Origin of the sequence: Halomonas daqiaonensis (assembly GCF_900109725.1) — a bacterium.
Taxonomy (GTDB): Bacteria; Pseudomonadota; Gammaproteobacteria; order Pseudomonadales; family Halomonadaceae; genus Halomonas; species Halomonas daqiaonensis.
This window is the reverse complement of record NZ_FOBC01000002.1, coordinates 253,294-277,238: the sequence shown is the minus strand read 5'-3', so window position 1 is coordinate 277,238 and position 23,945 is coordinate 253,294. Positions and strand designations below refer to the sequence as shown.

At 61.5% G+C, this 23,945-nt stretch carries 21 protein-coding genes and 2 pseudogenes; 18 read left to right on the top strand and 5 right to left on the bottom strand.

The window, feature by feature from the left end:
• The first annotated feature begins 36 nt into the window (after positions 1 to 36).
• Positions 37 to 300 (top strand): Lpp/OprI family alanine-zipper lipoprotein, encoded by a 264-nt coding sequence (locus BMY30_RS02615; RefSeq protein WP_089710298.1) that lies wholly within the window; start codon positions 37 to 39, stop codon positions 298 to 300.
• 130 nt (positions 301 to 430) lie between these two features.
• Here the strand turns inward: BMY30_RS02615 and BMY30_RS02610 are convergent, their stop codons facing one another.
• Together BMY30_RS02610 and mfd are read right to left on the bottom strand one after the other, a co-directional pair.
• The gene (locus BMY30_RS02610) at positions 431 to 1,531 is read right to left on the bottom strand and encodes a L,D-transpeptidase family protein (RefSeq protein WP_244516099.1); all 1,101 of its coding nucleotides are present in this window, start codon (positions 1,529 to 1,531) and stop codon (positions 431 to 433) included.
• Between the two features lie 68 nt (positions 1,532 to 1,599).
• On the bottom strand, positions 1,600 to 5,049 hold the full coding sequence (mfd, locus tag BMY30_RS02605; protein ID WP_089710296.1) for a transcription-repair coupling factor: 3,450 nt from the start codon (positions 5,047 to 5,049) through the stop codon (positions 1,600 to 1,602).
• A 201-nt stretch (positions 5,050 to 5,250) separates the two neighbouring features.
• On the opposite strand from mfd, the gene BMY30_RS02600 reads away from it, so the two are divergent.
• The 8 genes from BMY30_RS02600 (at position 5,251) to nqrM (ending at position 13,441) form a co-directional block, all read left to right on the top strand.
• Positions 5,251 to 6,711: a glyceraldehyde-3-phosphate dehydrogenase gene (locus BMY30_RS02600; protein WP_089710293.1), complete on the top strand. Its 1,461-nt coding sequence runs from the start codon at positions 5,251 to 5,253 to the stop codon at positions 6,709 to 6,711.
• A gap of 285 nt (positions 6,712 to 6,996) precedes the next feature.
• Positions 6,997 to 8,346 (top strand): Na(+)-translocating NADH-quinone reductase subunit A, encoded by a 1,350-nt coding sequence (locus tag BMY30_RS02595; protein WP_089710355.1) that lies wholly within the window; start codon positions 6,997 to 6,999, stop codon positions 8,344 to 8,346.
• Entirely contained in the window at positions 8,346 to 9,572 is a 1,227-nt protein-coding gene (locus BMY30_RS02590; protein WP_089710292.1) for an NADH:ubiquinone reductase (Na(+)-transporting) subunit B, read from the top strand. Before BMY30_RS02595 ends, BMY30_RS02590 begins: the two co-directional genes overlap by 1 nt.
• Positions 9,572 to 10,390 (top strand): Na(+)-translocating NADH-quinone reductase subunit C, encoded by an 819-nt coding sequence (locus BMY30_RS02585; RefSeq protein WP_089710290.1) that lies wholly within the window; start codon positions 9,572 to 9,574, stop codon positions 10,388 to 10,390. The genes BMY30_RS02590 and BMY30_RS02585 overlap by 1 nt, the downstream gene beginning before the upstream one ends.
• A gap of 2 nt (positions 10,391 to 10,392) precedes the next feature.
• Positions 10,393 to 11,061, top strand: a complete 669-nt coding sequence (locus BMY30_RS02580) for an NADH:ubiquinone reductase (Na(+)-transporting) subunit D (RefSeq protein WP_089710288.1) — start codon at positions 10,393 to 10,395, stop codon at positions 11,059 to 11,061.
• A 1-nt stretch (position 11,062) separates the two neighbouring features.
• Positions 11,063 to 11,680 carry an NADH:ubiquinone reductase (Na(+)-transporting) subunit E gene (nqrE, locus tag BMY30_RS02575; protein WP_089710286.1) on the top strand — a complete coding sequence of 206 codons (618 nt, stop codon included), beginning with the start codon at positions 11,063 to 11,065 and terminating at the stop codon, positions 11,678 to 11,680.
• Between the two features lie 72 nt (positions 11,681 to 11,752).
• Entirely contained in the window at positions 11,753 to 12,985 is a 1,233-nt protein-coding gene (gene nqrF, locus BMY30_RS02570) for an NADH:ubiquinone reductase (Na(+)-transporting) subunit F (RefSeq protein WP_089710284.1), read from the top strand.
• Between the two features lie 198 nt (positions 12,986 to 13,183).
• Positions 13,184 to 13,441: a (Na+)-NQR maturation NqrM gene (gene nqrM / locus BMY30_RS02565; RefSeq protein ID WP_089710281.1), complete on the top strand. Its 258-nt coding sequence runs from the start codon at positions 13,184 to 13,186 to the stop codon at positions 13,439 to 13,441.
• Positions 13,442 to 13,715: 274 nt separating this feature from the next.
• Here nqrM and BMY30_RS02555 read toward each other — a convergent pair whose 3' ends face one another.
• The gene (locus BMY30_RS02555; RefSeq protein ID WP_089710277.1) at positions 13,716 to 13,946 is read right to left on the bottom strand and encodes a hypothetical protein; all 231 of its coding nucleotides are present in this window, start codon (positions 13,944 to 13,946) and stop codon (positions 13,716 to 13,718) included.
• Positions 13,943 to 14,161, bottom strand: coding sequence for a transposase (locus BMY30_RS02550; RefSeq protein WP_089710276.1), 219 nt, complete (start codon positions 14,159 to 14,161; stop codon positions 13,943 to 13,945). Before BMY30_RS02550 ends, BMY30_RS02555 begins: the two co-directional genes overlap by 4 nt.
• Here BMY30_RS02550 and BMY30_RS17780 point away from each other — a divergent pair.
• Positions 14,106 to 14,378 (top strand): hypothetical protein, encoded by a 273-nt coding sequence (locus BMY30_RS17780; protein WP_170840040.1) that lies wholly within the window; start codon positions 14,106 to 14,108, stop codon positions 14,376 to 14,378. The genes BMY30_RS02550 and BMY30_RS17780 overlap by 56 nt on opposite strands.
• On the opposite strand, the pseudogene BMY30_RS17515 reads toward BMY30_RS17780, so the two are convergent.
• Positions 14,359 to 14,562 (bottom strand): annotated as a pseudogene (locus BMY30_RS17515) (transposase family protein); the annotation flags it as partial. The gene BMY30_RS17780 and the pseudogene BMY30_RS17515 sit on opposite strands and share 20 nt — an antisense overlap.
• 579 nt (positions 14,563 to 15,141) lie before the next feature.
• Between BMY30_RS17515 and BMY30_RS02540 the strand changes: the two are divergent.
• From BMY30_RS02540 to BMY30_RS02510, 8 genes and pseudogenes are all read left to right on the top strand, one after another.
• Positions 15,142 to 17,280: a polysaccharide biosynthesis protein gene (locus BMY30_RS02540; protein ID WP_089710271.1), complete on the top strand. Its 2,139-nt coding sequence runs from the start codon at positions 15,142 to 15,144 to the stop codon at positions 17,278 to 17,280.
• A 141-nt stretch (positions 17,281 to 17,421) separates the two neighbouring features.
• A complete protein-coding gene (locus BMY30_RS02535; RefSeq protein WP_089710269.1) occupies positions 17,422 to 18,540 on the top strand; it encodes a polysaccharide export protein in 1,119 nt (372 codons plus the stop codon).
• Between the two features lie 167 nt (positions 18,541 to 18,707).
• Positions 18,708 to 19,145 carry a low molecular weight protein-tyrosine-phosphatase gene (locus tag BMY30_RS02530; protein ID WP_089710267.1) on the top strand — a complete coding sequence of 146 codons (438 nt, stop codon included), beginning with the start codon at positions 18,708 to 18,710 and terminating at the stop codon, positions 19,143 to 19,145.
• Positions 19,146 to 19,190: 45 nt separating this feature from the next.
• Positions 19,191 to 21,386, top strand: coding sequence for a polysaccharide biosynthesis tyrosine autokinase (locus tag BMY30_RS02525; RefSeq protein ID WP_089710265.1), 2,196 nt, complete (start codon positions 19,191 to 19,193; stop codon positions 21,384 to 21,386).
• 16 nt (positions 21,387 to 21,402) lie between these two features.
• Complete coding sequence (locus BMY30_RS18265; RefSeq protein WP_280140863.1) at positions 21,403 to 21,621, top strand: NAD-dependent epimerase/dehydratase family protein; 219 nt, start codon at positions 21,403 to 21,405, stop codon at positions 21,619 to 21,621.
• Entirely contained in the window at positions 21,618 to 22,424 is an 807-nt protein-coding gene (locus BMY30_RS02520) for an NAD-dependent epimerase/dehydratase family protein (RefSeq protein ID WP_280140862.1), read from the top strand. Before BMY30_RS18265 ends, BMY30_RS02520 begins: the two co-directional genes overlap by 4 nt.
• 21 nt (positions 22,425 to 22,445) lie before the next feature.
• Positions 22,446 to 22,610: pseudogene (locus tag BMY30_RS02515) on the top strand (NAD-dependent epimerase/dehydratase family protein); the annotation flags it as partial.
• Between the two features lie 26 nt (positions 22,611 to 22,636).
• Complete coding sequence (locus BMY30_RS02510) at positions 22,637 to 23,899, top strand: hypothetical protein (RefSeq protein ID WP_089710263.1); 1,263 nt, start codon at positions 22,637 to 22,639, stop codon at positions 23,897 to 23,899.
• The last annotated feature ends 46 nt before the right edge of the window (positions 23,900 to 23,945 follow it).

Genomic DNA, 23,945 nt, shown 5'->3' with positions numbered 1-23,945 from the left:
CAATGCACTACCCAAGGAAGACTCAAGGAGAACACTATGACTCTGAAGACTACCCTGAAGCTGACTGCCGCAGCCGCATCCCTGGCCGTCCTGGCCGGTTGTGCCTCTACCAGCGCCCTGGAAGAGGTTCGCATGACCGCCGAGTCTGCACAGGCCGACGCAGCTGAAGCACGCAGCATCGCCACCCAGGCGCAGAACACTGCCAACCAGGCACAGCGCGACGCTCGTGCGGCCCTGCAGATGTCCGAGCAGAACCGCGAAGAGATGAACCGCATGTTCGAGCGTTCCATGCGTAAGTGATCGTTCTCGACCGCCCGTCAGGGCGGTAGTAGGACCTTCAAGACAGAGGCCTCGCCGGTTACGGCGAGGCCTCTGTTTTTGGTGCAAGATGCCATTAACGCTATGGGAGCATGGAGCCCTTGTTGGAGACTCAGCCTTCCTCGGCTTGGCTCTCGCGAACGCCGGTCTCGGCGGCGATCAGTTCCAGGCGGTCCCAGAGTGTTTCGGGGGTTGATTCCGGCGTGGAGGCGTCGAGGGCCACGGGCATGCCACGTGGCACCTCCACGACCTCGCGAAGGCGAGCGTAGTCCACCGGGTAGTCTAGCCCGCTGGTCGCCGTGTCGACCTGGGCGAGGGCCTCGGTGATGCGCTGGATGGTAGTGCCGTCCTCCTCGTCCAGATAGGGATAGGCCTGGACGTGCAGGGTGCCATTGGCCCATCCGAGCTTGAGTGTCTCGTTGATCAGCTTGACCTGGGTACCGATGGGCAGGCGGGGAAAGAGCGCCTCGATGTCCTCGGGCAGCATGCGGATGCAGCCATGGGTCACCCGCATACCGACGCCCTCGGGGCGATTGGTGCCATGGATTAGGTAGCCGGGAATGCCCAGGCGCATCTTGCGGGTGCCCATCGGGTTGTCGGGACCCGGTGGCACCACGCTGGGGAGAGGATCGCCAGCTTCGGCATGCTCGCGACGGATCGACGCCGGTGGGTACCAGGCCGGGTTCTTGACCTTTTCGGTGATGCGGGTAGTGCCCAGGGGGGTCTTCCAATCCATGCGACCGACGGCAATGGGGTAGGTCTCGACGCGTGGCGTCTCGCTCTCATCCGCCGGGGGGTAGTAGTAGAGACGCATCTCCGCCACATTGACCACCACGCCCTCGCGTGGCCCTTCGGGGAGGATGAAGCGGCCGGGAATCACGACCGCGGTGCCCTCGAAGGGCGCCCAGATGCTGACGTCCGGGTTGGCACGCACCATCTCCTCATAGCCGATACCGTGCCTGTGGCCGATATCGATCAGGGTGTCGCCGCTCTTGGCAACGACCTTATAGACCTCGCCGACCAGGTCCCCTTCCTCGGGAAGGGGGTAGTAACCGCGCGGCCACTCCTCGGAGTTGGCCTGGAGGGGTGTGGCCAGCGTGGCGCAGAGACCCAGCACCGTTGCGAATCGGGCGACGCGCCCGAGTGGGGAAGAATGCTTCATCGACGTCATGTTCTCGTGGTTGCCGTTGGTCAGGGGCTGCGATGCACCCATCCTGAGCGTCTTATAGTATCGCCCGTCCGGGCAGGAATCCGCCAGCCCGGCTGCTTGGCCGCGGCTCATCACGCCGCCTCTGCCTTGCGGTTGAGGGTATCAAGGAGCTGTTCCACGGCCTGGAAGCGGGCCTCTTCCTTCTCCATCGGCGCCTCGAAGCGCAGGGTGTCGGCGCCATCCAGGCGGTAGCGATCCGGGGCGCGCTGGATCAGCTCCACCAGCACCAGCGGGTCGACGGCGGTCTGGCTACCGAAGATCACTCGGCCTTTCTCGGGGCCGGCCTCCAGGCGGGTGATGCCCAGGCGCTCGGCTCGCTGGCGAAGACGGGTCTGGCGCAGCAGAGTCTTCACCGGAGCCGGCAGCAGGCCGAAGCGGTCGATCATCTCCACCTGAAGCTCCTTGAGTTCGGCCTCGTCATTGGCGCTGGAAATGCGCTTGTACATCACCAGGCGTTGTTGAACGTCGTGGAGGTAGTCGTCGGGAATCAAGGCCGGCAGGTTGAGGCTGACCTCGACGCCTTGCTCTAGTGGTGCCTCGATGTTGGGTGTGCGGCCCTCGCGGATCGCCTTCACGGCCCGGTCGAGCATCTGCATATAGAGGCCGTAGCCCACCGCTTCCATCTGGCCGCTCTGGTCCTCGCCAAGCAGTTCGCCCGCGCCGCGGATCTCCATGTCGTGGCTGGCCAGGGTGAAGCCCGCGCCCAGATCCTCGGCGCCGGCGATGGCTTCCAGTCGCTTGACGGCATCCTTGCTCATCATCCGGGGCGGCGGGGCCAGCAGGTAGGCATAGGCCTGGTGGTGGCTACGCCCGACCCGGCCGCGCAGCTGGTGGAGCTGGGCCAGGCCGAACTTGTCGGCACGCTCGATGACGATGGTATTGGCGCTGGGCACATCGATACCGGTCTCGATGATGGTCGAGCAGACCAGCACGTTGAAGCGCTTGTGATAGAAGTCGGACATGATCCGCTCCAGCGAACGCTCCGGCAGCTGCCCGTGGGCGACGCCGACCCGGGCGTCGGGCACCAGCTCGCGCACCGTCTCGGCGGCGGTCTCGATGGTCTTGACCTCGTTGTGGAGGAAGTAGACCTGACCGCCGCGCAGGATCTCGCGCAGGATCGCCTCCTTGATCACCGCCTCGTCACGCTGCTGGACGAAGGTCTTCACCGACAGGCGCCGGGCCGGGGGGGTGGCTATGATCGAGAGGTCGCGGATGCCGCTCATGGCCATGTTCAGTGTGCGCGGGATCGGCGTGGCGGTCATCGTCAGGATGTCCACCTCGGCCCGCAGGCTCTTGAGGCGCTCCTTCTGGGCCACGCCGAAACGATGCTCCTCGTCGATGACCAGCAGTCCCATGTGGGGGAGCTTGGTGCTCTTCGACAGCAGCTTGTGGGTGCCGATGACGATATCCGTCTGACCCGCCTCGATACGCTTCAGGGAGGCGGCTTGCCCCTTGCCCTCAGTGAAGCGCGAGATCAGCTCGATGTTCACCGCCGTGTCGGCAAAACGGTCACGGAAGTTCTCGTAGTGCTGTCGGGCGAGCAGGGTAGTGGGCACCAGTACCACGACCTGGCGACCGGAGTGCACGGCCAGGAAGGCCGCCCGCATGGCAACCTCCGTCTTGCCGAAACCTACATCGCCGCAGACGACTCGATCCATGGGGCGCGGGGCGGTCATGTCGCCGATCACGGCCTGGATGGCCGCGCGCTGGTCGGGCGTTTCCTCGAACGGGAAGCTGGCCGCAAAGCGGGCATACTCAGCATCGGGCGGTGCACAGGCGAAGCCCTCACGGGCCTCGCGACGGGCATAGATGTCGAGCAGTTCGGCGGCCGTGTCGCGGATCTTCTCGGCGGCGCGTCGCCTTGCCTTCTCCCACTGGTCCGAGCCCAGCCGGTGCAGTGGTGCCAGCTCGTCGTCGGCCCCGGCGTAGCGCGAGATCAGGTGCAGGTTGTCCACCGGCACATAGAGGCGTGCTCCGTCGGCATACTCCAGGGTCACGAACTCGGCGGGCTGGCCGCCGGCCTCGATCGTCTCGAGTCCCTTGTAGCGGCCCACGCCGTGGGCCTGGTGGACAACCGGGGCGCCAGGACGCAGCTCCGAGAGATGGCGGATCGCCAGTTCGCTGTCATCGGTGGAGCGCTCCCGGCGGCGGCTCTGGCGGACCACCTCGCCGAACAGCTCGGTCTCGCTGATCACCGCCAGGTCCGGGTCGGTCAGCCACAGGCCGGCATCGATCTCGCCCTCGGTGATCGCCAAGCGCGAATCGCTGGCCAGAAAGGCCGGGAAGTCCACCACATGGCGCAGCTCGAGCCTCAGTGGGCCCAGGGTCTCCTCCAGGGCCTCGCGTCGGCCTCGCGACTCGGCGACGAACAGCACTCGGGTGGCCGAGTGTTCGGCGAGAAAGTTTTCCAGGTCAGCCAGCGGACGCTTGGCCCGAGCATTCACCGCCACCGTCGGTGGCATTCGGGTGGCCGGCGCCACGGCATGCCGATGCCCCGCATCGTCCGTCAGGGCCACCCGGGGATGGCGCTTGATGGCGCCGAACGCCTCGGCGACGGGCACGAAGGCGCGATGAGGCGGCAGCAGTGGGCGAGTGGGATCGACTCCGAGGTTCTCGTAGCGGCTCTCGATGGCTTCCCAGTGATGTTCGGCGGCCTCGAATACCCCGGGCAGCATGGCGACCCTTGTGCCCTCGGCCAGGTGCTCGAAGAGCGTGGCGGTCTCCTCGAAGAACAGCGGCAGGTACTGCTCCAGCCCTGGCGAAGGGATCCCCTTGAGGGCGTCAACGTAAAGCGGGCACTGGCGGGGGTCGACATCGAACAGCGTCTCGAAGCCTTCGCGGAAGCAGGCGATGGCGCTGCGTGACAGCGAGTATTCGTGGGCGGGCAGAAGCTCCACCCGCTCGACTCTGTCCTGGCTGCGTTGGGTATCCGGATCGAAGTGGCGCAGGGTGTCGATCTCATCGTCGAACAGGTCGATGCGCAGTGGCGCCTCGGTGCCCATCGGGAAGAGGTCGATCAACGCCCCGCGCAGCGCGTATTCGCCGGGCTCATAGACCGTTTCCACGGCCCGGTAGCCGGCCCGCGACAGGGCGTCGCGGAACCCCTCGCGGTCCAGGGTCTGGCCGGTTTCCAGCGTCATCACGCGCCCGGCGATATAGTCCACCGGCGGCAAGCGCTGCATCAGGGTATTCATGGCCGCGAGCACGATGCCGTGCTCGCCGTCCTGCAGCCGACGCAGGGTGCGCAGCCGCTCCGAGACGATGTCCTGATGCGGCGAGAAGCTGTCGTAGGGCAGCGTCTCCCAGTCGGGGAAGGGTAGCACCGGCAGGTGGCCATAGAAGCCCAGGTCATTCTCCAGGCGCTGGGCCGTGGCGGTATCGGGGGTGATCACCAGCAGCGGGGCATCTTCGGCCAGGTGGGCCAGGGCTAGGGCCGTGGCGCTGCCCGACGGCGTCTGCCAGTAGAGAATGTCGCGCAGCCCCTGGGGGCGCGGCGGGTCGAGCGGCGAGAAGTTCGTCATGCTATCGGTTACCCAACCGTGGTCGTGAGCGGGGTGCAGAAATGGGGCATGATACCAGCCTCGCGGTTGTCCTGTAGTCAGCAGCGGAATTCTGTAAATCGCCTACAGCAGGTGCGACCATCCTGCGATTGCCCCGGCAGGTGCCGCCCCGGATAATGCAGCGGTATCTTCCCCCTTGTTATCACCAGACTGAGGTCACCCGTGAGTCAGCAAACCCTCGATACCGTCTTCCAGGAATGGCACGACAATCAGGCGATCGCCGAGCAGATGATCCCGATGATCGGCAGCCTCTATCGTCACAACAACGTGGTCGTGACCATGTTCGGGCGGTCGCTGTTCAACCGCAGCGTGATCCGCATCCTCAAGGATCACCGCTACGTACGGAAGATCGAGGGGACAGAGCTGTCCGTGCAGGACACCTTCCCGCTGATCAAGGCGATGACCGAGCTCAACCTGGGTCCGGCGCATGTCGACGTAGGCAAGCTCGGGGTGGCTTTCAAGGCGCAGAACAGCGACCCGGTGGCCTTCCTGCGCGACGAGCTGTCCGAGATCGTCGATGCTCACGATCCCGACGGCCACAACGGCCAGCCCAAGGACGTTGTGCTCTACGGCTTCGGCCGCATCGGCCGGATCCTGGCGCGCGTGCTGGTCGAGAAGGCAGGCGGCGGCAACCTTTTGCGCCTGCGAGCCATTGTCGTGCGCGGTCGTGGTGATATCGCCAAGGACCTGGAGAAGCGCGCCAGCCTGCTGCGTCGCGATTCGGTGCATGGCCCCTTCGACGGCACCATCAGCGTTGACGCCGAAGCACGCACCATCACCGCCAATGGCAACGTCATCCGGGTGATCTATGCCGATTCGCCCACCGAGATCGACTACACCGCCTACGGCATCGATAACGCCGTGGTGGTCGACAATACCGGCATCTGGCGCGACGAGGCGGGCCTGGGTCAGCATATTCAGTGCAAGGGCGTGGCCAAGGCGATCCTCACCGCCCCGGGCAAGGGCGACATCGCCAACATCGTCTACGGCATTAACCATCAGGATATCGGTGAGCAGGATCGTATCCTCTCCGCAGCCTCGTGCACTACCAATGCCATCGTGCCGGTGCTCAAGGTGCTCAACGACGAGTTCGGCGTCGAGCATGGCCACGTGGAGACCGTGCACTCCTACACCAACGACCAGAATCTGATCGACAACTACCACAAGGGCGATCGTCGCGGCCGCAGCGCCCCGCTCAACATGGTGCTGACCGAGACCGGTGCCGCCAAGGCGGTCGCCAAGGCGCTGCCGGAGTTTGCCGGCAAGCTGACCGGCAACGCCATTCGCGTGCCGACGCCCAACGTCTCAATGGCAATTCTCAACCTGCGCCTGGAGAAGGAGACCGATGCCGAGGCGCTCAACGACTTCCTGCGCCGGATGTCGCTGGACTCGCCTTACCAGAAGCAGATTGATTTCGTCGACTCGCCCGAGGTGGTCTCCACCGATTTCGTCGGCAACCGACATGCCGGCATCGTCGACGCCAAGGCGACCATCGCCAATGGCAAGAATGCGGTGGTCTATGTCTGGTACGACAACGAATTCGGCTACAGCTGTCAGGTGATCCGCATCTTGCAGCACGTCTCCAACGTGCACTTCCTCAAGCTTCCGCACGCCAAGGCCTGACGGCCAACGGCCAGCCGCCACGGATCTAGGGGGCAAGGGGAGTCATCTCCTTGCCCCTTTACTTCTTGCATCTCCCTCCTGCGACAATCTTCCCCTTGCCTCGAAACCGGCCTTGCGACCATAGGGCAAGTGGTCATGCTTTACGCTTGTCTTTATAATATGATGGATTTTTCGGGGTGGTCCGTGCGTGCCTCGGGCCTGACTGGTAACGTACTGAAAATAGAAGAATTCGAATCCATTCGAACCCCTTTCTTCATCTATCCGATCCATCAACTGGGCGAGACTATGATCGAAGTCAAGAAAGGCCTGGATCTCCCCATCGCGGGGACGCCGGAGGCACGCATCGAGGATGCGCGACCGGTACGCCATGTGGCTGTCCTGGGCACCGACTATGTCGGCATGAAGCCGACCATGGAGGTCAGTGAGGGGGACAGGGTCAAGCTGGGCCAGCTGCTCTTCACCGACAAGAAGATCGACGGGGTGCGCTTCACGGCGCCGGCGGCCGGCGAGGTAGTCGCTATCAACCGCGGCGAGAAGCGCAAGCTGCTCTCGGTGGTCATCAAGGTCGACGAAACCGAGGAGGCGGTGGAATTCACGGCTCACGGTCGCGACAAGCTCGAGGGCCTCGAGCGTCAGGCCGTCGTCGACCAACTGATCGAGTCGGGGCTGTGGACCGCGTTGCGTACCCGGCCCTACTCGCGTACCCCGGCCATCGATAGCTCACCGACCGATATCTTCGTCACGGCCATCGATACCCATCCGCTGGCCGCCAATCCCGCCGATATCATCAACGAGCAGGTTGATGCCTTCGAGGACGGGCTCAAGGTGCTGGCCCGCCTGACTGAAGGTCAGGTCTATCTCTGCACGGCGCCGGATGCTCGCGTCCCGGGCAGTGACGTCAAGGGTGTGCAGCACGAGACGTTCGCCGGCCCGCATCCCGCCGGCCTGGTGGGCACCCACATCCATCACCTCTCGCCCGTGGCCTTGCACAAGCGGGTCTGGCACATCGGCTATCAGGATGTCATCGCCTTCGGCAAGCTGTTTGCCGAAGGCAAGCTGGATGTCCAACGCGTGATCGCCGTGGGTGGCCCGCGTGCCGAAAATCCCCGCCTGCTGCGTACCCGGATCGGCGCCAGTACCGAAGAGTTTCTCGAGGGTGAGGTGATCGACCCCGATGGCACCCGTGTGATCTCCGGCTCGGTGTTCGCCGGTGCCACCTGCGAGGGCAGCCTGCGCTACCTGGGGCGCTTTCACGATCAGGTCAGCCTGCTCGAGGAAGGCAACAAGCGCGTCTGGATGGGCTGGTTGTCGCTCGGCAAGAATCGCCACTCGGTGATGGGGATCTACCTGTCGAAGATCACCGGCCTGAACCACTACGCGCCGACCACCTCGACCAACGGCTCCGAGCGCGCCATGGTACCGGTGGGCATGTACGAAGAGGTGATGCCGCTGGACATCCTGCCCACCCAACTGCTGCGCTCGCTGATCGTCGGCGACATCGAGTCGGCGATGCAGCTCGGCTGCCTGGAGCTGGATGAAGAGGACCTGGCACTGTGCACCTATGTGTGCCCCGGCAAGTACGAGTACGGTCCCATCCTGCGTGACAACCTCACCTTGATCGAGAAAGAGGCCTGATGATGGGTATCCGACAGACACTCGACAATCTCGAACCCCACTTCCACAAGGGTGGCAAGTACGAGAAGTTCTACCCCCTCTACGAGGCGGTTGACACCATCTTCTACGCCCCGCCCGATGTGGCCAAGACCACCGCTCACGTGCGTGACGGCGTCGACCTCAAGCGCATCATGATCACCGTCTGGTTGTGCACCTTCCCGGCGATGATCTTTGGCATGTGGAACGCCGGCTGGATGGCCAACGCAGCCATCGCCGATGGCTTTGCCTCCATGGGCACCTGGCGCGAGGCGATCACCATGACCCTCGCCGGCGGCCATGATCCGGATAGCCTGTGGTCCAACCTGGTGCTGGGCGCCACCTACTTCCTCCCCATCTACCTGGTGACCTTCGTGGTCGGCGGTTTCTGGGAGGTGTTGTTTGCCATCAAGCGTGGTCACGAGGTCAACGAGGGCTTCTTCGTCACCTCCGTGCTGTATGCCCTGATCCTGCCCGCCACCATTCCGCTGTGGCAGGTGGCACTGGGCATCACCTTCGGTGTGGTGATCGGCAAGGAGATCTTCGGCGGCACCGGGAAGAACTTCCTCAACCCGGCGCTGACCGGCCGTGCCTTCCTGTATTTCGCCTATCCGGCACAGATTTCCGGTGACGCGATCTGGGTGGCGGCCGATGGCTACAGCGGCGCGACTGCGCTTTCCGTCGCCTTCCAGGACGGCATGGCGGCTCTCTCCAGCCAGTGGAGCTGGTGGGATGCCTTCCTTGGCTTCGTGCCGGGTTCGGTGGGTGAAACCTCGACCCTGGCGATCCTGATCGGTGCGGTCGTGCTGTTGTGGACCAAGATCGCTTCCTGGCGAATCGTGCTCGGCGTCTTCCTGGGCATGGTGGCGACCAGTGCGCTCTTCAACATGATCGGCTCCGACAGCAACCCGATGTTCGCCATGCCCTGGTACTGGCACCTGGTAGTGGGCGGCTTCGCCTTCGGCATGGTGTTCATGGCGACCGACCCGGTGTCTGCCTCCATGACCAACCAGGGCCGCCTGATCTTCGGCGCGCTCATCGGCGTCATGACGGTGCTGATCCGCGTCGTCAACCCGGCGTTCCCCGAAGGCATCATGCTGGCGATCCTGTTCGCCAACCTGTTCGCCCCGCTGATCGATCACTTCTTTGTACAGGCCAACATCAAGCGCCGCATGCAGCGCACCGGTGTGCCGGCCGAGGAGACTGCCTGATGGCACAGAGCAATAACTCCATCAAGAAGATCCTGACGGTGGCGTTCGCACTTTGTATCGTGTGTTCGATCATCGTCTCCACCGCGGCGGTGGCTCTGCGTTCGAAGCAGCAGTTCAACCAGGAGCTCGACCGCAAGACCAACATTCTCGAGGTGGCCAATCTCTACGAGTCCGGCATGGACGTGAACGAGACCTACGAGTCCATGATCACGCCGCGGGTGGTTAATTTGGAGACCGGTGAGTACTCCGCGGAGCACGACCCGGATACCTACAACGCCTTCGAGTCGCGTCGCGACCCGGCGGCGTCTCGCACCCTCTCCGGCGAGAGAGATCCGGCAGGCCTGACGCGTGTCGAGAAGTATTCGACGGTCTACCTGGTGGGCGATCCGGACGATCCCGAGCAGATCATCCTGCCGATTCGTGGCCAGGGGCTGTGGGGGCTGATGCGCGGTTTCCTCTCCGTGGAAGGCGACGGCAACACCATCGTCGGCATCACCTACTACGAGCACGCCGAGACCCCTGGGCTTGGGGGCGAGGTCAACAACCCGCGCTGGCAGGCCCAATGGGAAGGCAAGGAGATCTTCGACGAGCAAGGTGAGCTTGATCCCGCGATCCGCCTGGTCAAGGGCGGTGCTAGCGGCGAGACCGAGGTCGATGCCCTCTCCGGTGCCACCCTGACCAGCAACGGCGTGACCAACATGCTGCAGTTCTGGCTGAGCCCGGAAGGCTTCGGTGATTACCTGGCGCGGTTCCGTGAGGGGACCAGCCAGGCCGAGACCCAGGGCGCCGATGTCGAACTAGAAAGTGAAGGAGCCTGATCATGTCCGCTGCGAGCCCAAAGAGCGTCCTGACGACGCCGATCTTCAAGAACAACCCCATCGCCCTGCAGATACTGGGTATCTGCTCGGCCCTGGCGGTAACCACCAGCATGAGTGTCTCGCTGGTGATGACACTGGCGGTAATCTTCGTGACGGCTTTCTCGAACCTGTTCGTGTCGCTGATCCGTCACCATATCCCGTCCTCCATCCGCATCATCGTGCAGATGACCATCATCGCCTCGCTGGTCATCGTGGTTGACCAGATCCTCAAGGCCTACGCCTACGAGATGTCCAAGCAGCTCTCGGTGTTCGTCGGTCTGATCATCACCAACTGCATCGTGATGGGGCGTGCCGAAGGCTTCGCCATGACCAACACCCCGGGAATGTCCTTCCTGGATGGCATCGGCAATGGCATCGGCTACGGTTTCATCCTGATGACCGTGGGCTTCTTCCGTGAATTGCTCGGTGCCGGCAGCGTGTTCGGCTTCACCGTGCTGCAGCCCGTACAGGATGGCGGCTGGTACGTGCCCAACGGCCTGCTGCTGCTGCCGCCCTCGGCGTTCTTCATCATCGGCCTGATCATCTGGGTGCTGCGTAGCCTCAACCCGGAGCAGGTCGAAGAGAACGAGTTCAAGATGAAGGCAAACACCCAGCCGAAGGAGGCCGTGTAACATGGAACACTATATCAGCCTGTTCGTTGCCTCGGTCTTCGTCGAGAACATGGCCCTGGCGTTCTTCCTGGGCATGTGTACCTTCCTGGCGGTTTCCAAGAAGGTCTCCTCGGCCTTCGGCCTGGGCATCGCCGTCATCGTGGTGCTGGGCGTTACCGTACCGGTCAACAACCTGGTCTATAGCCTCCTGCTGCAGGAAGGCGCCCTGACCTGGACCGGTATCAGCGGTGCCGAGAACATCGACCTCTCCTTCCTGGGTCTGCTTTCCTATATCGGCGTCATTGCCGCCTTGGTGCAGATCATGGAGATGTTCCTCGACAAGTACGTGCCCGCGCTCTACAACGCGCTGGGCGTGTTCCTGCCGCTGATCACCGTGAACTGCGCCATCCTGGGTGGCGTGCTGTTCATGGTCGAGCGTAACTACAACTTCGGCGAGTCCGTGGTCTATGGCCTGGGCGCCGGGACCGGCTGGGCGCTGGCCATCACGGCGCTGGCCGGCATTCGCGAGAAGCTCAAGTACAGTGACGTTCCGGACTCCCTGCAGGGGCTGGGCATCACCTTCATCACCGTGGGGCTGATGTCGCTGGGCTTCATGTCTTTCTCCGGCATCCAGCTCTGAGGCAGGTCGTGCTCTCCCGGCGGCCGGATGGATCGCCGGGGTCCAGGCAACGTCAAGCAATAGGAAACCGACATGGTTGATACAACAGTCATCTTGCTCGGTGTGGTCATGTTCACCGTGGTCGTCATCGGCCTGGTTCTGGTGATCCTGGCTGCCCGCAGCAAGCTCGTCAGCACAGGGGATGTGACCATCGAGGTCAATGGCGATCCCCAGCACACCCTGACCACCCAGGCCGGCGGCAAGCTGCTCAACACCTTGGCCGCCAACGGCATCTTCCTTTCCTCCGCCTGCGGCGGCGGTGGCTCCTGCGCCCAGTGCAAGTGCGTGGTGGAAGAGGGCGGTGGTGCCATTCTGCCCACCGAGGAGTCCCACTTCACCCTGCGCGAGAAGAAGGATGGTTGGCGCCTTTCCTGCCAGGTGCCGGTGAAGCAGGACATGAAGATCGAGGTCCCGGAAGAGGTCTTCGGCGTCAAGCAGTGGGAATGCGAGGTCATCGATAACCCCAACGTCGCCACCTTCATCAAGGAGCTCAACCTCAAGCTGCCCGAGGGCGAGGAAGTGGCCTTCCGCGCCGGCGGCTATGTGCAGCTGGTGGCACCGCCCTATGATATCTCCTTCAAGGATTTTGACATCGAGGAGGAGTATCGAGGCGATTGGGAGAAGTTCGGGCTGTTCAACATCTCCCACAAGAACAACGAGGAAGTCATCCGCGCCTACTCCATGGCGAACTATCCGGATGAGAAGGGTATCCTCAAGTTCAACATCCGTATCGCCACACCGCCGCCCAATACCGACCATCCCCCGGGGCTGATGTCGACCTATGTCTTTAGCCTGAAGAAGGGCGACAAGGTCACCGTCATGGGGCCCTTCGGCGAGTTCTTCGCCAAGGACTCCGACGCCGAGATGGTCTTCATTGGCGGCGGTGCCGGCATGGCGCCGATGCGCAGCCATATCTTCGACCAGCTCAAGCGGCTCAAGACCGACCGCAAGATCACGTTCTGGTACGGCGCGCGCTCCTGGCGGGAGACCTTCTACAACGAGGAGTACGACCAGCTGGCCGAGGAGTTCCCCAACTTCGAGTGGCATCTGGCGCTCTCCGACCCGCAGCCCGAGGACAACTGGGATGGGCCGACCGGGTTTATCCACAACGTTCTCTACGAGAACTACCTCAAGGACCACCCGGCTCCCGAGGACTGCGAATACTACATGTGCGGACCGCCCATGATGAACGCCTCGGTGATCAAGCTATTGATCGACCTGGGCGTGGAACCCGAGAATATCCTGCTGGACGACTTCGGCGGCTGATCTCGATCGTCTCAAAGCGTAACCCGGGGCCGGCCGAAAGGCCGGCCCCTTCGATTTGCTGCCCGAAATGCCGACAGACATGCTGATAGTCCCTGGTCGTCATCTCAGGCATCAGATATTTCTCGACCTGGACTTCTCACCGCCCAGTGTTGTCTCAGAGTTGAGATGATCGTTTTTTCGTGATTGAGGAGTGCTGCAATGACAACCTACCTGATGGTATTCGCCTTCTTTCTGCTGATCATGGCCGCCATGGCGGTTGGCGTGATCATGGGTCGCAAGCCCATCGCCGGGACCTGCGGCGGCCTCAACAACCTCGGCCTCAAGGAAGGCTGCGACGTCTGCGGGGGCAAGGACGAGGTCTGCGAGGAAGAGAACCGCAAGCGCCAGGGCAGTGAGCGTCGCCGCAGCGACGAAAGCCGCGGGGCCGATCTGGGCTACGACGCCACCCGACGCTGAAGTCTGAGGAACGAACGATGAGGATCAAGGGCCGGCGGTTCTTGATCTTTTTTTATGGTTTATCGCACTTTGCCGGGAACGCGGCACGGATCTTCAGGAATAAGTACACCGTGTCTCGGTACCTGTAGGTCAACCGTTTGATGACCTTGATACGGTTGTACATGCCCGCCATCACTCTTGACCGGGCCGCCTGGAAGAGACTGTTCATGCCCTCCAGGCGGGCGTTGGTCAGGCCGGAGGTCCAGCACCTGCCCGGCATGGCGCTCCAGCGTCGTTAGGGCCTTCGCCATCGGCGTAAGCAGTGCTTGGCTAGTGTCGGCCTCGCGATGACCTTGAGGGTGTTCGTGATGCGCCACCAGGCGGCACGCGGTGTGGGAGCCTTCTGGATCCAGCGCAGCTTTTCCTTGATGACCCCGGCATCGCCGGTGGCCCCTTGGTCGGCTACCAGCTCCTGGAGCGCGGTGATCTGGTTGGCCGTCAGATTGCCGTTATCCAGATTCTTCAAGACCGCCCACCGGAGGGCTTTGGGGTGACCTTTCTCACGGCGCTCTTTTTGCGGACCTCGTCCAGTACCTTGGTGAAGGTCTGCACGATGTGGAACCCGTCGCCCGTCACCTCGGCGTTGGAGAGGTTATCGGCCACGCCACCCAGGAAAGCCTGAGACATGTCGCAGACCACCTCGACCACATTGGCCGGGTCGCCTAGCGTATTCCGCGCCATCGTGACCGCCCGCCCCGATCTATCGTTACCGACTATTCCGGCTCAACATGACCGGCCATTCCGTTTCATCATGACCGATTTCGGCCATTTTCCAGAATCCGCGGTCATGATGCCGGAATCTCACTTAACTCCATGGAATTATTCGGATTTTTACGGCATACCCCTCCTTTCGCCTTTGCTCCTGGAGGAGGCGATGCCAGCACCGGCATCTCCTTGACCAGCGACATGGCGGATTGCTCGAACAGCAGGGTTAAGTCGCTGCCCGGCCGCGCCCAGGGCACCTTGATGCGCCTGACGCCATGCTCGGGACACTTGGTGCGGGACACGCGGGCATGCAGGTAACAGTGGTGCTGAAAGAAGTTCAGGTGCCGCCACGTCTTCTCGGCAAAGTCGTGGGCCGGGTGACGCTGGAGTGGTCTTGTGTCGGTAACAACCGACATAAGCCACCAAATCAACGACCTGATTAATAAGCCAAGTTAAAAAGTGGCAGCCCGATTATGGCCTTAAACCATCCTTAAAGACTAGATAATTCATACTTTTTGAGGCTGTAACAGAATTACGTGAAGTGACACGACTCGTCCCCCACCTCGCGATTTTGACACCCTGGTCACATCTAACCGTAGAGATGGAAGCAAGGGTGAATTGTTAGAAATCAGTTTTTCTCTTTAATAATCAAGTGTATACAGGGTTAATGGTTTCTGTAATGCCAGTTCTGGAATCATGACTTTAGAAAAACAGGCAATTGCGCATGTACCTGCCGAATAGGAAGAAGATTGTCGGTCTGACGATCGGCGGGATGAAGTGGGCCAAAAGTGTGGTTTTTCTGCGACACCGATGTTTTTATTTGCTACCGCCTGTAACCATCTAGTAAGTTTCGAGTATTGATTGTGTGTGCCTTGGCGTCGTCAACAAGCTTGTCTGTCTGAACGTCAAGGTGTGGGCGTCTCCATCACCGCCGATAGGGTCAAGAAGGTTTCGCCATGCCTCCAGTCTTGTCAATTCTGTTCGGGCTGTCTCGCACCACCAAGCGAGTTATGGAAGTGCTGGCAGACATCGTTCTCATCATGGCCAGCTTCCTGGGCGCAATGTGGCTGAGGCTTGATAGCTTCAATTTTCTCGGCCAGTTTGGCGTCTGGCTCGCGTTGCCGATAGTCGTACCTATCAGCATCGCTCTGTTTGCATGGCTTGGTTTCTATCGAGCGATCATTCGTCACCTTGGCCTGAAAACAACCCAGACGATCCTGATCGGTGTCGTGGCATCCTCCGGTGTGCTTGGCGTGACGGCGCTGCTGTTTGATCTCCCTATCCCCAATTCGGTCCCTTTTCTGTATGCCATGCTTGCACTGCTCACGGTCGGTGGTGTCAGGTTCGGCCTACGTCATTTCTACTTGCGTGAGCAACAGCAGCACAAGAAGCGCGTCCTGATCTACGGAGCTGGAGCGGCCGGACGCCAACTGGTCATGTCGCTTCGCCATGGGCGCCATTATGAGCCCGTTGCATTCGTGGACTTTGCACCCCGCCTGCAGGGTAGCCATGTCCAGGGGCTCAAGGTCTACCCGCCGGAGGAGTGCAGCAACATCATCAAGGCGTACGGCGTCCAGATGTTTCTTCTGGCAATCCCCGGAGCATCGCGTGCCAGGCGTCAGGAAGTTATCGAGTCTATTGAGATAATGAAGATACCGGTCCAGACCATTCCCGACATGGCCGACGTGGTATCGGGCAAGGCCAAGGTCACCGAGCTGCGAGACGTTGCGATCGAGGACCTGCTGGGGCGAGATCCCATCCCGCCCGACCCGTCGCTGATGGGAGCGAATATCACTGGCAAGGTCGTGATGGTCACCGGTGCCGGCGGTTCCATCGGCAGCGAGCTCAGCCGCCAGATCCTCAGGCAGCATCCCAAGCAGCTACTATTGATCGATGTGTCGGAATATTCACTTTACCGCATAGAGCAGGATATTGCGCAGCTGAAGCGGAGAGAAGGGCTCCAGGTTCCTTGTCAGCCTATCCTGGTCTCGGTGCAGGACGGTGAACGCCTGGAAGGGCTCATGCGCGTGTTCAGCGTCGATACCATCTACCATGCCGCTGCCTACAAGCACGTGCCCCTGGTTGAGCAGAACATGGCCGAGGGCATTCGCAACAATGTCTTCGGTACGCTTGGCATGGCCAAGGCCGCCGTGTCCGCAGGCGTGGAAAAGGTGGTATTGGTCTCCACGGACAAAGCCGTGCGGCCGACCAACGTGATGGGAGCCACCAAGCGGATGGCCGAACTGGTCTGCCAGGCGCTGGCCAGGGAGCAATCCGACACCTGCTTCTCGATGGTCCGATTCGGCAACGTGCTCGGCTCATCCGGCTCCGTCGTTCCCCTGTTCCGCGAGCAGATCGAAAGGGGAGGGCCTGTCACTGTTACCCATCCCGAGGTCACTCGCTACTTCATGACCATCCCCGAAGCCGCCGAACTGGTCATCCAGGCGGGTGCCATGTCGCGTGGTGGGGATGTCTTCGTGCTGGATATGGGAGAGCCGATCAAGATTGTGGATCTGGCACATCGAATGATTCTGTTGAGCGGGCTGCAACCCTACTACCTCGACACCAGCGAGCCGAATGCCAACGCCATGCACGGCACGCCGCCTGCCTTCGCCTGCAGGAAAGGCGATATCGCCATAGAGTTCACGGGACTGCGCCCCGGAGAAAAGCTCTATGAAGAGCTGCTGATCTCCGAAGCGGCGGAGTCTACGTCTCACCCCCGAATAATGACGGCCAACGAGACAATGCTCGACTGGGAAATACTTCAGCCGTCGCTCCAGGCACTCGATCTGGCATGTCAAAAGCAGGATATGGACCAGGTCCGCAAGATTCTCCTCTCAGTCCCGGTCGGATACGCACCCCTAAACGAGCTGGTGGATATCCGCTGGCTCCAGCAGGTGGCCTGCGGTCAGTCGCAAGACAAGACAGTTTCTAGTGAGCCGCGGCAGCCCGTTGAGGGCCACCATGGCACAGCCGATGTTTTCCGCCCTTGGGCAGGGGCGCAGGCATATGGAAAACCGGCTGCTTCGTTCGCTCAGGTTCGGTCGGAGGCGGAAGGAGCGGCGGTGATGTTCAACAAGGCAAGCAGGAACTGATAACTGCCGCTTACTGGCGAGCTCTGTTTCCTGACCAGCGGTGACAAGAAGACTGACTGGCCTCGAGGATGTGCCAACACCTCGGGGCGGTAGCGTGGAAGAAGCAACGCCTGGTAGACATAAACAACATGGAAGACTCTCATGACGATACTCAGATCACTCAGGCTTATCCTGACAGGCTTGACCATGCTTGGACTGGCGGGATGTGTCATGGCCCCCGGTGGGCACATGGATCGTCGTGCCGATGAAAGCGTCGATCTCTCCGAAAGTGTGGATATCGAAGCCATCACACCGGAACTGCTGCAACGCATCGAACGCGAGCGGCCGACCGCTAAGCCCCAGCCGGTTGGGCTGCGCCGCCAGATTGCCGAGTACGACTATCATGTCGGCCCTAGTGATATCCTGAGCATCATCGTCTACGATCACCCCGAACTCACTATTCCTGCTGGCGCCGAGCGCAGCGCGACTGAAGCCGGCCACATCGTCAGGCCCGATGGCACCATCTTCTACCCCTTCCTGGGACGTATCAGTGTCGCCGGCAAGGCAACGGATGACATTCGCCTGCAACTCACCCGTGGCCTGTCGGAGTACCTGACGAACCCTCAGGTAGATGTGTTTGTCGCCCAGTTCAATTCACAGAAGGCCTATGTCACCGGCGCAGTCAGCTCGCCGGGTGTTTTACCCATCACCAATGTGCCATTGACCATAGTGGATGCCATCAGTGCCGCCGGCGGCCCCACTGCTGACGCCTACTGGCATGAGCTCACCCTGATTCGTGGCGGAAAGGAGGAGCAGCTTTCGTTGTTTGCCCTGCTCAGCGAGGGCGACCAGACCCAGAATCGCCTGCTCCGAGACGGCGACCAGCTGCACCTGGCCAGTGCCGACAACCAGGGGGTTGCCATGCTCGGCCAGGTCATGTCGCCCGGCAACCTGCCCATGAACCGAGAGCTTCTTTCCTTGACCGATGCCCTGTCCCGTGCCGGCGGCATCGATGAAGAGCGTGGGGATGCCTCGGGGATCTTCGTACTGCGCCCTCATTCGCTGGAAAGCGACAAGCTGGCTACGGTGTATCAGCTCGATGTGAGCGATGCCACCGCCTACATGATGGCCAGCAAATTTCCCCTCGAGCCCAGTGATGTGGTGTACGTCACTACCGCGCCGCTGGCTCGCTGGAACCGCGTGATCAGCCTGCTTCTGCCGTCACTGACTCTCCCGGGTGATATCGGTGGCAGCGGTGAAGACCTCGGCGAACTGCTATAGCAGCCTGTTGGGCTTGACCGATCGTCACGAGAATGACGGATTTCGAGTCAAATTTATCGATCTGATGAGGCGAATAGTGGGGCTCTTTAACGAATCAGATCGAATGAAGTTGGCCGAAAGGCCGGGATTCGCAGTAGATCAGTGTTAAGTCCGACAGGCTGCTAACCATGTTCCAGCGTATCTTGATCGTGTGTACCGGCAACATCTGCCGCAGCCCCGTGGCGGCGGCGATGTTGCAATGCCGGCTGCCGGGGCTGACGGTACAATCCGCCGGCCTGGGTGCCCTGGTCGGGCAGCCGGTGGATGCCCAGGCACGAAGGCTGGCGGAAGCCGACGGGCTCGACGTCGAGGCCCATGAAGCACGCCAGTTGGAAACCGGAATGCTTGCCGAAGCTGATCTCGTGCTGGTCATGACGGAAGGTCAGCGCCAGGCACTGGCCGGGCGCTGGCCGGAGGCGCGTGGAAAAACGCTGCTGCTGGGCAAGTGGCTGAGCCAGGAGCAGGCCACGGACATCCCCGACCCCTACCGCAAGAGCCAGGACGTCTTCGAGCATGTCCATCGGTTGCTGCAGGCGGCCACTCGCCTCTGGGCAGACCGGCTCTGACGCCTGCAAGGGCTCCCCATTTTTCCCTCCGCCTCGGAAGAATTCATGAACGAGACACCGCAAAGCCAGGACACAAAGGACATCGATCTCGGGCGCCTGTTTATGCTGATGATGGATCATAAATGGCTGATCCTGTTCATCACGCTGCTCTTCGCCGGGTTCGGGTACGTTCAGGGTCAGCTGGCGACCCCTATCTACCAGGCCAACGCCCTGGTGCAGGTAGAGAGGCGCTCGAGTGTCAGCCCTTTAGGTACCGTCGGCAGCGTCATGGGAGATGACGAGATCAACACATCGGTTGAAGTGCAGATCCTGCAGTCGCGGATGGTGCTGGGTCAGGTAGTGGATCGCCTCGAGCGGGATGTCATCATTCAACCGGTCGAGTTGCCTTATATTGGCAATTTCGTGGAGCGCCACAAGGTTCCCCGGCCGGAGTTCATGGTCGGCCAACCCCATGTCTGGGGCGATGAGTCCCTCGATGTGACACGCTTCGATCTAGCCGATAGCCGCCGAGGACAAAGGATCCTTGTCGAGCGCCTACAGCAGGGCTATCAGGTGCTGCTGGACGATGTGCCTATCGGCAGCGGCCACATCGGGCAGGCGGAACGCTTTCTCGACGATGAGCTGATTCTGCGTATCGAAAGCTTCGAAGCGGCGCCCGGGGCGCGCTTTCGCCTCATGAAGCAGCACCGTACCTCGGCGATAGGGAGCATCGCTTCCCGGCTGCAGATTCGGGATACCACGTCGGGATCCTCCTCACCCTCCGGCATCATGTTGCGCCTGCTTATGGTCGGTGACGACCCGGTTGAGTTGACTCGCACCCTGGATGCCGTGACGGAAACCTTCCTGACCCAGAATGTCGAGCGCCAGTCGGCCCAAGCCCAGCAGAGCCTGGAATTTCTGGAGGCGCAGGCCCCCGAGCTTCGCGCCCAACTGGCCGAAGCCGAGCTGCGGCTGAATGAATATCGCTCTGGCCTGGACAGCGTCGATCTCAACAGCGAATCGCAGGCTGCCATTGAACGCTACATCGAGCTTGAAACCCGACTGAACGAGCTGGAGTTTCAGGAAGCCGAGCTGGCTCAGCGTTATACGCCCAGCCACCCCACCTACCAGGCCCTGCTGCGCCAGCGTCGTCAGATCCAGCAGGACAGGGCCGAATTGAACGATCGGGTGAACGAGCTTCCTGCCGCGCAGCAGGAAGTGGTTCGCCTGAGGCGCGATGTGGATGTCACTCAGGCGATCTACGTCAACGTGCTCAACAAGATTCAGGAGCTGGAGGTGGCGCGTGCCGGCACCATCGGCAACGTGCGTATCATCGACAGCGCGGTGATCAGTGGCCTGGTGGCTCCCAATCGCTCTCACATCCTGGTCCTGGCGGCGCTGTTGGGTCTTGTGCTCAGCGTCGGTCTGGTGCTGGTGCGCGAATTGCTGCGTCGTGGCGTCACCTCACCCGAACAGATCGAGGCGGCAGGGATTCCCGTCTACGCCACCGTTCCGCTCTCCAGCGCCCAGTCGCGCCTGACCAAGCGGGTGAGACGCAGAGGCTTGGGGCAGGCCAAGAACGTGGTAACCGGCATTCTGGCCCAACGCCAGCCGGCAGACCTGAGCGTCGAAGCGATTCGTGGGCTGCGAACCAGCCTGCACTTCGCCCTGCTGGAAGGGTGCAACAACCGCATGATGATCACGGGGTCAAGTCCCGGTGTCGGAAAGAGTTTCCTGGGGATCAACCTTGCCTCGGTCTTCGCCCAGGCAGGCAAACGGGTCGTACTGGTCGATGCCGACCTGCGCAAGGGCTACCTGCATCGCGCCTTCCAGCTGGATGCCAGCCCGGGGCTATCCGATTATCTGTCCGGACAGTGCGGCCTTGCCGACATCATTCGACCCACCGGCATCGACAACTACCATGTGATCAGTCGCGGCAGGGTGGCCCCCAACCCTTCCGAGCTGCTGATGCAGTCTCGCCTGGCGCAGGCCATGGAAGCACTCAGCGACAGGTTCGACCTGGTGCTGGTCGATACCCCCCCGATCTTGGCAGTCACGGATGCCAGTGTAGTCGGCAAGCACTGCGACACCACCCTGCTGGTGGCTCGTTTCGAGAAGAACCCCGTTCGCGAGATCAAGGCGGCCAGGCGCCGCCTGGAAGATAGTGGAATCCAGGTGCGTGGCGCGGTGCTGAATGCCGTGGAGCACAAGCCCTCGACAGCTTCCGGCTACTACGGCCACTACCACTACCAGTACCGCTGAGGGAACCTTTTTTCAAATGAAGATTCTGGTAACAGGCAACGCCGGCTTCATCGGCTTTCACACCGCCAGGCGCCTGCTCGAGCGCGGCGACAGCGTGGTCGGCTTCGACGTGGTCAACGACTACTATGACCCCGTCATCAAGGAAGCCCGCCTGGCGATCCTGGAAGAGACCGCTTCGCGCACCGGCAGCGCCTATACCTTCATCCCGCCAACCTGGCCGATCTGCAAGCGGTGAACGAGGCCCTCCGCGAGCACCGGCCCGAGCGCGTGATCCACCTGGCCGCCCAGGCCGGGGTGCGTTACTCACTGGAAAACCCCCACGCCTACGTGGAAAGCAACGTGGTCGCCTTTACCAACATCCTCGAGGCGTGCCGGCACCATAAGGTAGAGCACCTTACCTACGCCAGCACCAGCAGCGTCTACGGCGCCAACACCCGCATGCCATTCTCCGAGCCCGAGAGCGTCAATCATCCGCTGCAGTTCTACGCTGCCACCAAGAAGGCCAACGAGCTGATGGCGCACAGCTACAGCCACCTGTTCCGCCTGCCCACTACCGGGCTGCGCTTCTTCACCGTCTACGGTCCCTGGGGTCGGCCGGACATGGCGCTGTTCCTGTTCACGAAAAGGACGCTTGCCGGCGAGCCCATCCCGGTATTCAACCACGGCAACCATACCCGCGATTTCACCTACGTCGACGACATTGTCGAAGGGGTGATCCGGGCAAGCGACGACATCGCCGCCCCCAACCCCGAGTGGAACAGCGACACCCCCGACCCGGCCACCAGCAACGCCCCGTACCGCATCTTCAACATCGGCAACAACAACCCGGTGAAGCTTTCCGCCTACATCGAAGCCATCGAAGACGCCCTGGGCAAACAGGCCATCAAGGAGCTGCTGCCCCTGCAACTCGGCGATGTTCCCGACACCTACGCCGACTCCACCAAGCTGGAACACGCCGTCGGCTACAAGCCCGCCACCCCCTTCAAGGAAGGCGTGGCCAACTTCGTCGCCTGGTACCGCGACTACTACGACGTCTGAACTCCCGACTCACGGATACCCATGAAACTGCTCATCACCGGCGGCGCGGGCTTCATCGGCTCGGCCGTGATACGCCACATCATCGCCAACACTGACGACCGCGTGGTCAACGTCGACAAGCTGACTTACGTTGGCAAACTAGGATCCTTGGTCGGGATAGGTGACAGTAATCGCTATCCCTTCGACTGGGATCGTCAGGGTAATTGCATCCTGTGAGTGCCAAGCGGCTTCAAAACTTTGCGGTAGCCTATATCGCAATCTGGACGATTTCGCCTCCGCTTTTTGTCAGCGGCTCGGCGCGGTTGCTTGTGGTAATGGCCACCGTGATCTGGATGGTGCTGGAAATTCTACGTCATGACGGGCTGGCTCGTCGGATCACCCTACCGGTGCTGATGACGCTTCTTTTCATCGGTTACACCGGACTTAACGAATTGATGTTGTCCGGTGTTGAGGGGGTGGTCAGAAATACTCAAATCTGGATCATGCTGTTCTTCTTGGTTGTCTGGCAGAGCCGGCAGAACGATCTGAAAAGCCTCGTGTCGATATTTTGGCTGGTACTGGCGGTTTATCCTGTCTGGCTGTTCATTACCATACAGACAATCGTGACGGTTAACGACCATGCCGCGCGCATTATCGTGCGCTCCAGTCCTGAGGCGCTGGAACTGTCCCTGCAGGGTGTGGGCGGGTATACGCTGGTCTACGGCACCCTGCTACTGATTCCCGCTTTGATCGGAATGGTGAACAACCCGCGTACGCTGCGCGGTGATGCGCTACCGCAACCATTGCACGTTCTGCCACGCATCTCCCTAGCGCTGGTGGTCCTGAATCTCGCTATGGGTGTGGCACTGGTTCTGACCGCGGGTTTCTCGCTCGCGGTGATCGCGCTGGCCGGCATCCTGTTATCGGTGACCTTCCTCAAGAGCTTCACTGCAACGCGGCTTCTGATCACGGTTTTCGCGACGCTCTTTTTCTCGATTCTCGCCCGGCCGATCCTTGATGTCACACTGTCCGCGCTCCTTCCCTTAGCAGAGGGTACGAATTTCGTCAATAAGATTCGGGACGTGCTTGCCTCATTTCAGCAGGGCGATGCCGTGGGAACTGCCGCTGATCGGATCCAACGTTACATGCGAAGCCTGCGGCTATTCGTCGAAAATCCGCTGATCGGGGTGCTGAGCTTCGACAACACTGGGAAGCATTCGGCAATTCTCGACAATTTCGCCCGTTGGGGTGTGTTTTTCGGCAGTGTCTTCGTTTATCTCGTGACTTTTCCCGCTGTCAGGGTCATGTGCAGTAACAAGCGGTATTTCGGTGTTGGGCTGTCGATGCTTGCAGCCGTGGCGGTAATTTTCGGTATGAATAACGGGTTCGCAGCGGCGGGGCTCATGCTCTACATTATGTTCCCAGTATCGCTTCATATCCTTAGCGCCAACAGGGCGCAGCAAAGCCCGCGTGACGAGGTGGTCGCGCATGCGTGACCTGATCATTGTCCACGGTGGCTGCGGGCTCGACACAGTGGGGCGC